General features: G+C 55.4%; 17 protein-coding genes and 1 pseudogene. 11 read left to right on the top strand and 7 right to left on the bottom strand.

All coding sequences use genetic code 11. From position 1 onward, the window contains the following. Positions 1-39: 39 nt before the first annotated feature. Entirely contained in the window at positions 40-1,548 is a 1,509-nt protein-coding gene (locus ACR0EO_RS10990) for a PAS-domain containing protein (RefSeq protein WP_480689803.1), read from the bottom strand. An 89-nt stretch (positions 1,549-1,637) separates the two neighbouring features. After that, positions 1,638-3,032: a sensor histidine kinase RegB gene (gene regB, locus ACR0EO_RS10985; RefSeq protein WP_480689801.1), complete on the bottom strand. Its 1,395-nt coding sequence runs from the start codon at positions 3,030-3,032 to the stop codon at positions 1,638-1,640. A gap of 87 nt (positions 3,033-3,119) precedes the next feature. Here regB and ACR0EO_RS10980 point away from each other — a divergent pair, with 87 nt between their 5' ends. From ACR0EO_RS10980 to ACR0EO_RS10965, 4 genes are all read left to right on the top strand, one after another. Continuing rightward, positions 3,120-3,740, top strand: coding sequence for an SCO family protein (locus tag ACR0EO_RS10980; protein ID WP_480689799.1), 621 nt, complete (start codon positions 3,120-3,122; stop codon positions 3,738-3,740). Positions 3,741-3,827: 87 nt separating this feature from the next. Then, positions 3,828-4,382, top strand: coding sequence for an ActR/PrrA/RegA family redox response regulator transcription factor (locus ACR0EO_RS10975; protein WP_142637470.1), 555 nt, complete (start codon positions 3,828-3,830; stop codon positions 4,380-4,382). Positions 4,383-4,517: 135 nt separating this feature from the next. Then, a complete protein-coding gene (locus ACR0EO_RS10970) occupies positions 4,518-5,012 on the top strand; it encodes a lactoylglutathione lyase family protein (protein WP_480689797.1) in 495 nt (164 codons plus the stop codon). A gap of 92 nt (positions 5,013-5,104) precedes the next feature. After that, complete coding sequence (locus ACR0EO_RS10965) at positions 5,105-5,500, top strand: DUF805 domain-containing protein (protein WP_480689795.1); 396 nt, start codon at positions 5,105-5,107, stop codon at positions 5,498-5,500. 28 nt (positions 5,501-5,528) lie between these two features. On the opposite strand, the gene ACR0EO_RS10960 is transcribed toward ACR0EO_RS10965, so the two are convergent. Beyond that, positions 5,529-6,122 carry an HD domain-containing protein gene (locus ACR0EO_RS10960; RefSeq protein WP_480689793.1) on the bottom strand — a complete coding sequence of 198 codons (594 nt, stop codon included), beginning with the start codon at positions 6,120-6,122 and terminating at the stop codon, positions 5,529-5,531. A gap of 205 nt (positions 6,123-6,327) precedes the next feature. Here ACR0EO_RS10960 and ACR0EO_RS10955 point away from each other — a divergent pair, with 205 nt between their 5' ends. The 5 genes from ACR0EO_RS10955 (at position 6,328) to ACR0EO_RS10935 (ending at position 10,648) form a co-directional block, all read left to right on the top strand. Continuing rightward, the gene (locus tag ACR0EO_RS10955; protein ID WP_480689791.1) at positions 6,328-6,642 is read left to right on the top strand and encodes a hypothetical protein; all 315 of its coding nucleotides are present in this window, start codon (positions 6,328-6,330) and stop codon (positions 6,640-6,642) included. Positions 6,643-6,744: 102 nt separating this feature from the next. Further along, on the top strand, positions 6,745-8,133 hold the full coding sequence (gene ahcY, locus ACR0EO_RS10950; RefSeq protein ID WP_480689789.1) for an adenosylhomocysteinase: 1,389 nt from the start codon (positions 6,745-6,747) through the stop codon (positions 8,131-8,133). A gap of 13 nt (positions 8,134-8,146) precedes the next feature. Then, positions 8,147-8,896: an extensin-like domain-containing protein gene (locus tag ACR0EO_RS10945; protein ID WP_480689787.1), complete on the top strand. Its 750-nt coding sequence runs from the start codon at positions 8,147-8,149 to the stop codon at positions 8,894-8,896. Positions 8,897-9,042: 146 nt separating this feature from the next. Then, positions 9,043-9,384 carry a DUF2853 family protein gene (locus tag ACR0EO_RS10940; protein WP_480689785.1) on the top strand — a complete coding sequence of 114 codons (342 nt, stop codon included), beginning with the start codon at positions 9,043-9,045 and terminating at the stop codon, positions 9,382-9,384. A gap of 283 nt (positions 9,385-9,667) precedes the next feature. After that, on the top strand, positions 9,668-10,648 hold the full coding sequence (locus ACR0EO_RS10935) for an alpha/beta hydrolase (RefSeq protein WP_480689783.1): 981 nt from the start codon (positions 9,668-9,670) through the stop codon (positions 10,646-10,648). Here the strand turns inward: ACR0EO_RS10935 and ACR0EO_RS10930 are convergent. Genes ACR0EO_RS10930 through tsaD form a run of 4 tightly spaced genes read right to left on the bottom strand, consistent with a single transcriptional unit; the run spans position 10,645 to position 13,394 of the window. Then, positions 10,645-11,067, bottom strand: coding sequence for an EVE domain-containing protein (locus tag ACR0EO_RS10930; RefSeq protein WP_480689781.1), 423 nt, complete (start codon positions 11,065-11,067; stop codon positions 10,645-10,647). The genes ACR0EO_RS10935 and ACR0EO_RS10930 overlap by 4 nt on opposite strands. Beyond that, on the bottom strand, positions 11,067-11,336 hold the full coding sequence (locus ACR0EO_RS10925; protein WP_480689779.1) for a YciI family protein: 270 nt from the start codon (positions 11,334-11,336) through the stop codon (positions 11,067-11,069). Before ACR0EO_RS10925 ends, ACR0EO_RS10930 begins: the two co-directional genes overlap by 1 nt. 1 nt (position 11,337) lies before the next feature. Then, positions 11,338-12,300: an NAD(P)H-dependent glycerol-3-phosphate dehydrogenase gene (locus ACR0EO_RS10920; RefSeq protein WP_480689777.1), complete on the bottom strand. Its 963-nt coding sequence runs from the start codon at positions 12,298-12,300 to the stop codon at positions 11,338-11,340. Beyond that, the gene (gene tsaD / locus ACR0EO_RS10915; RefSeq protein ID WP_480689775.1) at positions 12,297-13,394 is read right to left on the bottom strand and encodes a tRNA (adenosine(37)-N6)-threonylcarbamoyltransferase complex transferase subunit TsaD; all 1,098 of its coding nucleotides are present in this window, start codon (positions 13,392-13,394) and stop codon (positions 12,297-12,299) included. Before tsaD ends, ACR0EO_RS10920 begins: the two co-directional genes overlap by 4 nt. 97 nt (positions 13,395-13,491) lie before the next feature. On the opposite strand from tsaD, the gene ACR0EO_RS10910 reads away from it, so the two are divergent. Beyond that, a complete protein-coding gene (locus ACR0EO_RS10910; RefSeq protein WP_480689774.1) occupies positions 13,492-14,205 on the top strand; it encodes a uroporphyrinogen-III synthase in 714 nt (237 codons plus the stop codon). A 54-nt stretch (positions 14,206-14,259) separates the two neighbouring features. Beyond that, positions 14,260-14,483: pseudogene (locus ACR0EO_RS10905) on the top strand (hypothetical protein); the annotation flags it as partial.

Here is a 14,483-nt window from a genome sequence, read left to right as displayed (position 1 = left end):
CGCCACAATGACTGCGCGCCCGACTGGCTGCAACCCGGTTCAGGCGCTGATTTGCCGTATCTTTTGAGTTGTATGTTCGCGTTCGACGACTTCAAAGCGAACTATTGTTGCGCTGTTCTGCAAAGGACAGACTGTGCACGCCAATTCGGTGCCATTCCGCATGCGAAGATCGGCTGACCATTCAGCGCGATTTTCCCTCATTTCAACAAAGTCGCGGATCTCACCCAGAATTGGCGTGGCAGCGCAAAGTTCCTGCCAATTTCGCGTCACTTCTAGTACGGAGTCTGGTTCGAACCCGGTTTCATCAGTGTCGCCCCACAGCCTCTGATACGCAGTGTTCGTCAAGGCCAGCGTGCCATCATCACCGAAAACGGCAATCGCGTCCGCCAACTTGTCCAATACGGATTGCATCAGGTCCATTTCTGATCGGAATCGGCGGGTCAAGGTGATTTCGGCGGTGATATCCTCGAACAGAAAAGCGACAGCTCCGTCAGGATGGGGGCGACCGCTGACCGAATAAACGGAACCTGAAGGAAGAGACCATGTTTCCTGATAATTCCCGTCTTCTGCAGCTTCGAGCAGATCGTTCATTTGATTGCGCCAGCCGCGGTAGTTCTTAGGTTCCGGCATCATTTGTTGGTCGCGCAGCCTGTCAAAAAAACTCGATAGGCTGGGACGGCAGCTCAGGAAATCTGGGGGCAGGGTGGTCAGATCAATCAGCGCAGGGTTGAACAATGCGAGTTGGCGGTTGCGATCAAAAATAGCCAGACCAATAGAGAGCTGTGCAAAGGTCTTTGTCATGGTCTGCACGAATTTGCGTTGTGTTGTTTCCGCGGCAACGATCGCATGGATATCGACCGCGTAGCATAGGTGACCTTCGGCGTGGTCGACCAGCGTTAGGTCGAACCAGAGTTTGCTTTCGCTACTTTCAGATGAGATCGAGACACGGGTCTTGACGCTTAACCTCGTGTCATCGCCCAGGTCCGGAAACAGGGGTGCCGTCAAATCGGTATCTTGCCCCCGAACCTTACGCACCAGCGCCACGTATGCCGCATTGCACCAACGAACGTTATTCTGGTGGTCCAAAAGCCAAACCGGGTAGGGCGCCTGTTCCATTGCAAGGCGGATAGGGTCGTTTGCAGCGCGCTGAACCGCCGGCTGGTAACCTGCGCTTTGACGCAACTGAACCCTAACAATGCCGTCGATCCATTCGCACAGGACGTCATTTTCAACCGAGCAATCTATGGCAGGAATGACGCTATTGCCTGTTTGCCGCACAAGGTCGGGTGTTTCTGGAAAGGTTGGGAAATCACGTTGTAGCAGGCGATGCAGATCCCGCCAGTTGCGCACAGCTTCGAACCCTTCCAACGCGATGTCAGAATGACTGATCAGCCTGTCGCCATCAAAAAGAAACACCGCATCATACAAGGATGCAGGTGAAGACAAGCCAAAGTTGTCACCCTGTTGCCGTCGGCGGGGCAAAAGCCATTGAATTGCAAGGCTGGCAGACATCAGGCTGATGGCGGCCAGAATGATCCAGTTGACCATGCGCTCTCCGGTACTGAAACCACAAAAAGGGACTATGCATTGAATTGGTTAACGGGGTCTTAACCGGAACTCGCGAAGGGGTCGCAGCCTTAAACCTCGATATGTTTGTTTGCTCCCGATGGAACGGGGGTATCCCCGGTTTGTGCATCCACCAGCTTCCTTGGCCATGACACCCGTACAATTGCCCCCCTTCGCTCGGGGTTGTCAGACAGCGTCTGATATGGGTCCATTCCGTTTGCAAAGTCCAACTGACCGCCGCTGCGTTCCAGCAAGGTTTTGGCGATAAACAGGCCTAAACCCATACCTTCGTATTCCGGTCTGGTACGGTCAGTTTCACTCCGCCTACGCCGAACAAACGGGTCACCAATGCGCCCAAACATATGAGGTGGAAAGCCGCGCCCGTCATCCATGATTTGGATAGTGATCCTGTCTGTAGTCCATTCTGCCGACACCCAGACGTTGCCACGCGCGAAATCAACAGCGTTTTGAATCAGATTGCGCAGGCCGTGAATAATTTCGGGTTTGCGCAGTATTGACGGTTGCTGAACATCCCCATCCCCAACAGGGCCTTCGTCAAAATGAAGCCGCTTTCCCCTGTTGATATGAGGTTCGGCTGCTTCGTGAATAACACTGGACAAGGGGGCCTGGCGTAGATGAAGGTCGTCTTTGCCTGCTCGTCCCATATCGCGCAGGATGTCACGGCACCGATTGGCTTGTTCTCGGATCAGGGCGGCGTCTTCTTTTAGATCTGGCCGGTCTTCCAATTCTTCGATCAGTTCCGAGCTTGTAAGTTTAATCGTGGCCAGCGGTGTACCAAGTTCATGCGCTGCGGCTGCGACGACGCCACCCAGGTCAGTCAGCTTTTGCTCGCGCGCCAGTGCCATATGTGTCGCCGAGAGCGCCTCGGACATCGATTGCACTTCTGAGCTGACGCGATGGGAATAGGCACCCAGGAACACAATGGCGATTACAATAGCGGCCCAGTTGCCAAAGAGAAGAATGTCTGGGATTTCCAGAACGACCCCTTGATCGGTGCGCAACGGCAAGTGAAATTCTGCCAGCAAGGTGGTCAGGACTATGGCAACGCCTCCTACGATCAAAGTTGATCGGGTGCTCATCACGCTGGCTGAGATTGTCACCGGGCCGACCAGAAGCAACGCAAACGGGTTGTTTAATCCGCCAGTCAGGTACAACAGGAATGACAGCTGCAGCAGGTCAAACAGAACCATAAGAAAGTTCTCGAATTCGGACAGCCGTTTGTTCTCTGGAAACAGCAGAATCGCGGTCACGTTGCCTGCGACGGATACACCGATTGCGAGGTAACAAAGCCCCAATTCCAGCTGCACGCCATAGGTTTTCTGCGCCACTGTTATGGCGGTGATCTGGCCAATGATGGCCACCCAGCGCAGTAGGATCAGCGTACGCAGGCGAATCCAGCTGCTGCGTTCCTGGCCGCGCCATAGACTGGTATTGGAATTTGCCATTGGTCGATTATGTCCTGTTGCACCGGCTGGGTATCTTGATAGGTGTCCGCGCTGAAACGATCAACATCCTCTGCTGCAGGTGACACCATGACCCGCCTTTATGCCATTCTTGCAATCGTCGTTCTGGCCATTGGCCTTGGGGCTATGTGGTTGCTGACGCAGGGCGCGGGTTCGGATGACAAGTTTGCACAGTGCCGGTCCAGTCAGATCGCTGGGGGCACCGCAACAATCGGAGGGCCTTTCGAACTGGTCAACGGTAAGGGTGAGACGGTCACAGACAAGGATGTGATTACCGAACCAACACTGGTTTACTTTGGCTACACATTCTGCCCCGATGTCTGCCCGTTTGACATGTCCCGAAATGCTGAGGCCGTCGACATCATGGCCGAACGCGGTCAGTCGGTTACCCCATTGTTCATCTCGATCGACCCTGACCGTGATACGCCTCAGGTGGTGGACGATTTTGCCTTTAACCTCGGTGGTAAGACCATTGCGTTAACCGGTTCACCCGCGCAGGTGAAGGCCGCCAGTCAGGCCTACAAGACCTACTACAACGCTCATGACAAAAGCGATGAGTACTATTTGGTGGACCATTCGACCTTTACCTACCTTGTAACGCCCGAAGATGGGTTCATCGAGTTCTTCGACCGCAACGATACGGCTGAACAGATGGCGGATAAGGTCGGGTGTTTTCTGGATAAAATCTAGGGACGCAACAGTCCGTTTGACCTTTGGAACGGCGCTGCTATTACTCATGGTTAGGCCAAAGGCGTGAAATAGCGGAAAGAATAGAATATGGCAGACAGCTCTGACCTCGACATCGGCCCCGATAAATCACTGTTGTTGGTGGATGATGACGAACCGTTTTTGAGACGTCTCGCCAAAGCCATGGAGAAACGTGGCTTTGAGGTTGAAACCGCAGGCTCTGTCGCCGCTGGCCGCGCCATTTCAACTGCACGTCCTCCAGCTTATGCGGTCGTTGACTTGCGTCTTGAGGACGGTAACGGTTTGGATGTCGTCGAAGTGTTGCGAGAGAAACGCCCGGACAGCCGGGTTGTTGTTCTGACCGGATATGGCGCGATTGCGACGGCTGTTGCAGCGGTCAAGATCGGAGCGACCGACTATCTTTCCAAACCGGCTGACGCGACTGACATCACAAATGCTCTGCTTGCCAAAGGCGACGAGCTTCCCCCGCCACCGGAAAACCCCATGAGCGCGGACCGCGTGCGCTGGGAGCATATCCAGCGGGTCTATGAACTGTGCGACCGGAACGTCTCGGAAACCGCGCGTCGCCTGAACATGCATCGCCGGACGTTGCAACGGATTTTGGCGAAACGCAGCCCGCGGTAACCCGCGAATGTGACAAAGAGCGAAGTCTCGGGTCGCTCTTGATGTGAAATCGAAGAAAAGCGGGCTATTTTCGAACGTGTTGGCGCGATGCGTCAGCACGTTTTCTTTTGTATGCCTTGGCGAGGAGTCCCACCCATGTCCGCACTGACTTTTTCACATATCGGAATAACCGTGCCAGATCTGGAAAAAGCGGTTGAGTTCTACTCAAAAGCCTTTGGGTTATACGTTCTCATGGAGCCTACAGAAGTCAAACAGGACGACAGCGCCATCGGACAGATGTGTGATGATGTGTTCGGGGAAGGCTGGGGGTCTTTCCGCATTGCTCACCTCTCTATGGGGGATGGGACCGGTATCGAACTTTTCGAGTTTCCCAATACCGTAGAAGAAGAAAGGCCATTCGAATATTGGCGCCGTGGCCTGTTTCATTTCTGTGTGCAGGATGACAACCTTGAAGAAAGGGTCAAGATCATCGAAAAGCTGGGTGGAAAGCAGCGAATGAAGCAGGTTCGCAAATACTACCCCGGGGAAAAACCTTATCGGATGGTCTATATGGAAGACCCGTTTGGAAATGTATTTGAGCTATATAGCCACTCGTACGAGTTGACATATTCGGCGGGCGCTTACGTCTGAACTGGCTGACGACTGATCCGCTTCCCAGTTATTGCCGTGTTAAATAACGAGAAATAGTGATATGTGAATGTCGTCTAATTGCGGAGGATGGCATGAATAATCTTTCGACAGCACTACGGCGGGCTCTTTCAAACTACGCCAATTTCACCGGGCGTGCAGCGCGCCCGGCGTTTTGGTGGTGGGTGCTGGCCGTGTTTCTCATTCTTGTCGTGACCCGGATAATCGATGGTGCGCTGATTGCGCCGATGCTTGGGTTTAACGCGTTCGAGCCGACCGCAGGCCAACCGCTTTCAGTTCTGGTCTCACTTGCGCTTTTCCTGCCTAACTTGGCTGTCGGAGTTCGGCGTTTGCACGACATCGGACGAACAGGTTGGTGGCTATTGATTGGCTTGATCCCGATCATCGGAACCTTGGTTCTGATTTATTTCTACATTCAGCCAAGTGACAGCGGCCCGAACCAGTTCGGAGAACCAGACGCCTTCCCCTGAGGCGTAGAACAAGACAGGTGGTTTAGAGCTACAATTCGCTAAGCAGCGCCTCGTGCCGGTGGGTGTAAGCCTCGCGTACTTCGACCGGCGGGCGCAGCTTGATCTCCAAACCGTCCATCACCGCTTTGTCCGGGCGACCAAAAAACTTGGTGGCCTCTGCTTCAGAGAAACCCGCGATCTGGGTGGCTTCCATCCAAGCGCTGATTTTGTCAGCCTTTTTGATCTGACGTTTCACCGTTTTCGGTACGGCAGCGGGCAGACCAAAGCGGATGTGGATCGCTGCTGCCAGACGGTCATCCAGTGCGCCGTAGTCGGGGCCGACGGCGGATTTGACGGGTGAGATCATATCTCCGATCACATATTCCGGCGCATCATGTAACAAAGCCGCGAGCCGCCATTTCACCGGCGCTTTGGGCGCAATTCGGCCAAAAAGCTCTTCGACCAATAGAGAGTGTTCGGCAACAGAATAAGCGAAATCGCCCGCAGTTTGGCCGTTCCAGCGGGCCACAAACGCCAGACCATGCGCGATATCTTCTATTTCTATATCCACGGGGGTCGGGTCCAGCAGGTCCAGCCTGCGCCCCGACAACATTCTCTGCCATGCTCGTGCTTGTGTTGCCATTCTGCCATGCCTTGTGAAGTTGGACACGTATAACTCGTGTTTTTGTGGTATGATGTACCTGTCGATATCACCAGCTGCCAACTTTTTCTTGAGCATTCGTGCTTTGAATCGAAACCTGCTGATACCGACATCTGTGCTGAGGGGGGCGCATGCTCCTCCCTGTGTGCCCCTCTCGGAACGTAACGCGTATCGAAAGGAGCCCGCTATGTTTAAGCGACTGTTTGGACTTACCCTGGCCTTTGGGATGGCCGCTACTGCCCCTCCCGTTTTTGCCCAAAGTTGTGCCGAGCGCGAGCATGTGATCGCCAAGCTACAGGACAGCTATTCAGAAGAGCTGGTCTTTGGTGGATTGCAGAAAACGCGCGGTGCACAGGCGATTATGGAGGTTTGGACCTCGAAGAAAACCGGAAGCTACACGGTTCTGGTAACACAGGCGAACGGCATTAGTTGTATTGTCGCCGTTGGCACCGATTTTTTTGAAGCGATCCCAAAGATAGAACTCAAGGGTGAACCAAGCTGAATTTAACAGCAGAGTAACCCGTTTCCGGCCATCCTCGTTGCCACCTGCCCCAAGGGATGTTAGGGGCAGCCCGGACTGTGATTTACCGGAATGGAGCATCTGATGGCCGGGGACTATATCGTCAAAGACATTTCGCTGGCCGGGTTTGGCCGCAAGGAACTGGATATCGCCGAAACCGAGATGCCAGGCCTGATGGCGCTGCGTGCCGAATATGGCGAAAGCAAACCTCTGGCAGGTGCACGGATTGTCGGGTCGCTGCACATGACCATCCAGACCGCCGTTCTGATTGAAACGCTGGTGGCGCTGGGCGCGGATGTGCGCTGGGCGTCGTGCAACATCTTCTCGACCCAGGATCACGCCGCCGCCGCGATTGCCGAAGCTGGCATCCCCGTCTTCGCCATCAAGGGCCAGACGCTGGAAGAGCATTGGGATTACCTGGACAAGTCTTTCCTGTTCGACGAAGGCCCGAACATGATCCTTGATGATGGCGGCGACGCCACGCTGTATATCCTGCTGGGCGCACGCGCCGAAGCGGGTGAGGACATCATCCCTGTTCCGGGTTCGGAAGAGGAAGAGGTGATCAAGAAACAGATCGCCAAGCGTATGGCCGCGTCCCCGGGTTGGTTCACCAAGATGCGTGATCAGATCCAGGGTGTGTCTGAGGAAACCACCACCGGCGTGAACCGCCTGTACCAATTGGTGAAAGACGGCCACCTGCCGTTCCCGGCAATCAACGTGAATGACTCGGTTACCAAGTCGAAATTCGACAACAAATACGGCTGTAAGGAATCGCTGGTCGACGGTATCCGCCGCGCCACCGACACCATGATGGCCGGCAAGGTTGCTGTGGTTTGCGGGTATGGCGACGTGGGCAAGGGCTCGGCAGCTTCGCTGCGCGGCGCTGGTGCCCGTGTGAAAGTGACCGAAGTTGACCCGATCTGCGCCCTGCAGGCCGCAATGGACGGGTTCGAAGTGACCCTGCTGGAAGACGAAGTCGCCAGCGCGGATATCTTCATCACCACCACCGGCAACAAGGACGTGATCCGCATCGAGCATATGCGCGAGATGAAGGACATGGCCATCGTCGGCAACATCGGCCACTTCGACAATGAAATTCAGGTGGCCAACCTAAAGAACCACAAGTGGACGAACATCAAGGAACAGGTAGACATGATCGAGATGCCTTCGGGTAGCCGTATCATCCTGTTGTCCGAAGGCCGTTTGCTGAACCTCGGCAACGCCACCGGTCACCCGTCCTTCGTCATGTCAGCGTCCTTCACCAACCAGGTTCTGGCACAGATCGAATTGTTCACCAAAGGTGACCAATACGAAAACAAGGTCTACATCCTGCCCAAGCATTTGGATGAAAAAGTAGCTCGTCTGCACCTGGATCGTATCGGTGTGAAACTGACCAAGATGGACAGCGAACAAGCGGCATACATCGGCGTAAAACCCGAGGGCCCTTACAAACCTGAGCATTACCGCTACTGATCGCGGATCGGGTATGACAAAACGCACAGGACGCCGCCGGATATTGTATCTGGTGGCGTCTTTTCTTTTTACCTGCTTCGTTTTGCTGATCCTTGTAGGCGGCGGCAGTTGGTTGTTGATGTCTCACCCGAAAACACCGCTTCCTGCGCATTGGAATCCGCTGCGGGATTTGTCGGTGTTGGCCCCTGTGACTCCGGTCACCAGATATCAGTTGAACAGGGCTCTTGCGGATGACACGCAATGCCGTGCCGCATTGTCAGAGGCTGGTGTTCAGTTCGCACCGATGGAAGATTTGGTCGTGGATGATAACTGCGGAATTACGGGACGGGGCGAACTGTCCCAACTGGGCATTGCTCGGCTTGCGCCAGTTGAAACGCGTTGCGCGACTGCTTTACGGTTGGTGATGTGGGAACACCATGTTGTCCAGCCCGCCGCACGGGACTTATTGGCAACCAAGGTCCAGCGCATTCGCCATCTAGGCAGCTACAATTGCCGCCGAATGCGCACGGCTCAGGGTGAAAACAACGGTTGGAGCAGCCACGCGACGGCGGATTCGATCGATATTATTGGCGTCGAGCTGGAGGATGGGCGAAAGCTCAGCTTGCTACAGGATTGGTCAGCGCCGGGACCTGAAGCTGATTTTCTCCATCGGATTGGAAAGGGCGCCTGTGATTGGTTCAGAGTTGTTTTGAGTCCCAATTTCAATCGTTTGCACTCTGACCATTTTCACCTGCAAGGCCCTGGGTGGGGTTACTGTCGATAGACAATAAACCAGCAATTCGCCCCCAAAATGGACGCTAAGGGGGAGAAACAGCCGATTTTTATCCTTTTGAGATCATCGCAGTCGCGGCTAATCTTTCCGGCAACGGTGGAGTGAACCGTGGCAACGGATATTTAGGAGACTGGGACATGGGAAAACGCGACGATCTGATCGCCAAATACGCAGAAGACCTGAAGGACAAATGCGGGATGGACCCCGATATGGACCTGTTGACGAAGGTTACCATCGGTTGCGGTCCGGCGATCTACGACGCCGACGCGTCTACCGTGGCTGCCACGCAGGAAGGTGAGCTTGAGACAGTTAAAAACAACTTCCTGGTCAAAAAGCTGGGCCTGTCTGATGGACCCGAGCTGATGGAAGCAATCAACAAAGCTCTTGCGACCTATGGCATGTCCGAGCGCAACAAGTACCGCGCTGTTGTTTACTACATGCTGACCAAGCATTTCGGCAAAGAGTCGGTTTATAGCTGATTGTTGAGCCTGTTGGCGCCCGTCTGGTATTTGGCGGGCGTCTTCAATTTTAAGCACTTGGCATTTGTGCCGACCGCCGGGTATCGGCTAATGTCTGCGTGTGACCAGGACGGTCAGAGCCAAAGATTTCTATACGCGTGTGGTGAGTAGGGAGCACGCGGGGTAGGGAAGGTTCTGCATCTGTCAGGGCCTTCCCTTTTGGCGTTTTCCACAGCTCAATTGAAATCGACGGGATCGCTCGTTACGGTTTTGTTATTATCTAAACCGTTGATCAAAGCTGCATATGACCCATTCTGATAGGACAAAGGGCAATTCTGCCGCAATACAGCTGAAAGACGTCGGCAGCTTTTTTGCAGGCGGGTATAAGGTGGCGCTAACCGGACAGCCGGTGCGGCAACTACACGTATCTCAGAACGCTCCTGCCCGGACCGTTGATATGAACGGCGACTATGTGACTGGCCAGTGCTATGTTCAGTTTCTCCGGCAAGTTTCCCCACAATTTGATGCGCCATTGATGTTCTGGCACGGAGGCAGCATGACTGGCGCCACTTGGGAAACCACGCCAGATGGACGCTCAGGTTGGCATAGTTTTTTTCTGAAATCTGGATTCGACACCTATGTCTGTGATGCTGTTGAGCGCGGTCGGGCAGGGTGGTCACCGTATCCGCAAATCTACACCGAAGGCCCGGTTTTCCGCACTATGAACGATGTCTGGACCATGTTCCGGTTCGGGCCTCATGCTGGGTATGCCATCAATAAAGGCGGGCGCCGTCCTTTCGCCGGTATTCGCTTTCCGTTGGAGGCTTTGGATACGTTTGGCGCGCAATTCGTCCCACGCTGGACAACTCACGCGGAAATCACGCTAGACGCATACTACGATGCCTTGCAGCGCGTTGGTCCCGTTTGGCTGATTGCCCACAGTCAGGGTGGGCATCTGGCGCTGGATGCGGTTGCGGCCCACCCCGAGTATTTCAAAGGCGTTGTGCTTCTTGAACCCGCATCCGTTCCGGTCACTACTGGCAAGGCCGCGCAAGTTCCGCATTTGTTTGTCTGGGGGGACAACCTCAAAGAGCATGCGCTATGGACGACTTACCGATCCATGGCAGATCAGTATGTTGAAAAGCTACGTTCCGAAGGCTGCGCGGCCGATACCCTCGACCTTCCGGCAGAGGGTATTGGTGGGAACACGCATGCGATGATGATGGACGACAATTCAGACCAGATCGCCTCGATGATCCTTGAATGGATCAAAAGAGCTGCCTAGTTCGCCGATGTTTCACCCAAGGCACAGATCAACTGCCATTCTGACTCGCTGACGGGCTGCACCGAAAGGCGCGAGTTTTTCACCAAAACCATTTCGGCCAGCCGCTCATCTGCTTTGATCTGGTCCAGCGTCACTGGTTTGGCAAACGGCTGTACCGCTTTTATATCCACGCACTCCCAACGATCGTCATCCGTGGTGCTGTCAGGATGGGCCTCGGCGCAAACCTCGACGATACCAACGACCGCCTTTTCCTTTTGCGAGTGGTAAAAGAACCCGCGGTCTCCAACCGCCATCTGTCGCATGAAATTGCGCGCCTGATAGTTACGCACGCCGTCCCATTCTTCGCCCGCATCCCCTTTGGCAACCTGCTGGTCCCAGCTCCAGGTCGATGGCTCGGATTTGAACAGCCAATACGCCATCAGCCTATGACCTTCTTCCATGGGATCAATTCAACGGATGCGAACAACCCTGCCTTTGCATAGGGGTCGTTGTCGGCCCAAGCTTGAGCAGAGGCCATATCTTCAACTTCGAGAACCACGAGCGACCCGATCATGGCATCGCCGTCCAGCAAGGGACCAGCCTGTGATACAACGCCAGTTTCCTCGATATAGGCCAAGTGAGCCGAGCGGTTGTCCAGCCTAGTTTGCAGGGCGCCGTCCTTGTCACGGGCGATGAGGGCGATCAGCATGTTATTCCTCCTTGAGGGGTCGGTTAAGCAAGGTTTCGATGGCCTGCGCCACACTGTAGGCGCCGTGGCTTATGTCTGCCACGGTGGCGCTGATGGGCATATCCAGGCCTTCGTTCGCGGCGATCTCAGACATCGCGCGCGCGGTCGCAACACCTTCGACAGTTGTATATTTGTCAAAGGGACGATTTAGACCCAAACTAAGGCCAAAACGGTAGTTTCGGGACAATTCGGACGAACAGGTCAGCACCAGGTCGCCCAAACCGGACAACCCCATCAAAGTATCCGGCTGAGCGCCGCGCATCAGGGCAAAGCGCTGCATTTCGGCAAAACCTCGAGTCATCAAAGCAGCGCGGGCACTGTCGCCTAGACCCGCACCAATTGCTGCCCCGCAGGCGATCGCCATCACGTTTTTCAATGCCCCGCCCAATTCTGCACCTATCACGTCAGTCGTGCGATACAGGCGCAGGTTTGCCGTGGTCAATTCGTGCTGCAGGCTCTGGCTCAGGCTGTCATCGGCACAGGCCAACGTTAGTGCCGTGGGCAATCCACGCGCGATATCATCGGCAAAGCTGGGCCCGGTCAAAAGGGCCGGTCGAGCATCTGGAATGGTTTCGCGGATAACTGAAATCGGTCCGAGGCCTGAGGACAGCTCAATACCCTTGCAGCAGGCCACCAACGTTTTGTTGGCCAAAGCGGATGCGTGCTCGGTCAAAGCGCTGCGGAGCTGCTGCATCGGAACCGCGACCAGCAGGATGTCATGCGCAGCGGCCATTTCCATGTCAGACGTGATAGTAATGGCATCGGGCAGTTTTACGTTCGGCAGGCGGGCCGCATTAGTCCGGCTGTCTTGCATAGATCGGGCGTGTTCTGTGCTGCGAGACCAAAGCGTCACTGGGCCGTTTCTGGCCAGAGAAATGGCCAGCGCTGTGCCGAATGCACCCGATCCAAGCACAGAAACGCTCATGCTTTGGCGCCTTTCTTACCACTGCCCAGCATGGCGGGGCTGGTTTGATCCAGCGGCCAGCGTGGACGAGCGGTCAGGTCCAGGCCGTCACGGGCACCGGTACGGAACCGCTCCATCCCAGCATATGCGATCATAGCGGCATTATCGGTACATAGGGACAATGGTGGGGCCGTGAAACGAGCCCCCTTTTCATCACAAACAGTCTCTAACGCTGCACGAATGGCGGAATTGGCAGCAACGCCGCCCGCCACAGCAATAACGGGTTCACGCGGATTTTCCTCTAGGTACCGATCCATTGCCCGGCGGGTTTTTTCAGCCAGGGTATCCACTACGGCTTGTTGAAAGCCGGCACACAGATCAGCGCGGTCCTGTCGGGTCAGGCCGCCCTTTTCAGCCACAATCTGATCTCGCATCCGCATCAGCGCCGTTTTGAGCCCTGAGAAAGACAGATCACAACCAGGCCGATCTAACAGCGGCCGGGGAAAGCGGAACCGTTTGGGATCGCCTGCACGTGCCTCGGCCTCGACTGAGGGACCGCCGGGTTGGGGCAGAGCCAACAGACGGGCGGTCTTGTCAAAAGCTTCACCGGGAGCATCGTCGATGGTTCCACCGAGGCGGGTGAATTGTTCTGGGCCGTGGGCAATCAGGTATTGGCAATGCCCGCCAGATACCAACAACATTAGGTAAGGAAACGCGACCCCGTCGGTCAGCCGTGGCGTCAACGCATGGCCAGCCAAATGGTTGACCCCGATCAGCGGCAGACCAGTGGCGGCGCTCAGACCCTTGGCGCACATGACACCGGACATGACCCCTCCGATAAGGCCCGGTCCGGCGGTGACGGCGATGGCATCCATGTCGGATAGGGTAAGACCAGCGGCCTCGAGCGCCTGAACAACGCAAGTGTCCAGTTTTTCTGCGTGCGCCCGCGCTGCAATTTCTGGCACCACGCCTCCGAATTCGCTGTGTAACTCAGTTTGACCTTGCACAATTGAAGATAGCACTTCAGCCCCGGCACCATCTGTTTGGCGCACGACCGCAGCGGCTGTATCGTCACAGCTGCTTTCTAGTCCGAGGACGGTAAGTGTTTGCACCATTGGCTTGTTCCGTTGCATCATGATGTTCAAGCGGGGTATCACCCTGCGCGGACGCAAACAATCCCAAGGCCGAAGGCGCCGACTGTTGTATTTGTTGATGACCCGCCCTCGCGCTGCCTCTGAGAGGTTCGTCGCGCAGCTTCCAACCCGCATACAATCTCGGGTTCATGTCATCTATTCACCCATTCTCGAAATTAAGCCACTGCCGGTTCAAGCAGAGATCGCAGGGTTCAAAGGGCTGATTTTTACGTCAGCGAATGCGGTAAATGCCGCCGCATCGATGGGGGTAACCAGAGATTTTCCCGCTTTCTGCGTTGGTCCAACCACAACGGAGACCGCCAAAGTGGCGGGGTGGAACGCGCAGATGGTGGGTGCGACGGCCGAAGAGTTGGTGGCCCACCTTTTAAAACACAGGCCTGAGAGCCCTTTGTTGCATCTGCGAGGGGAGCATAGCAGGGGCAACATTGCACAGCGCCTGACCGAATCCGGGCTAACGGTCGGCGAACAGCCTGTTTATCAACAGCGTCTGTTACCGCTTTCATCCGAAGCACAGGCGGTTTCAGATGGAAATTCACCTGTGATTGCCCCCGTATTTTCGCCCAGAACGGCGCGACATTTTGCCAACATCTGGGCCGGATCTGCCCCTCTGTGGCTGGCTGCAATCAGCCAGGCAACGGCTGAACCCCTTTATTCGTTGGACTACGCGCGCCTACGGATCGCTAAAGAGCCGACGCCTAAGAAAATGCGGAAAGCCGTTAAAAAACTTGTGAAACATGCGATGCGGGTTGAGGGCAGCGAGGCCACCGATTAACTTGGAGTGGTCTGTTATTGATGTGATTTTGGATTCGATAAGGGGAAAGTTGCGGTGGCTGGTAAGAAGAAAACCGATCAAAAGCCGGTGGAAGACCCCAAGTCGGAAGACATGGACCAAACCACATCGACACGCGAAGACACAGCTCTTGACGCCGAAGAGGTGGTAGAAGAAGCGCTTTCCGAAGCCGAAGCCGAAGCCGAAGCCGAAGCCGAAGCCGAAGCCGAAGCCGAAGCCGAAGCCGAAGCCGAAGCCGAAGCCGAAGCCGAAGCCGAAGC

It is taken from the genome of Ruegeria sp. BE9, assembly GCF_056538765.1.
This window is presented reverse-complemented; position numbering and strand designations above follow the sequence as displayed.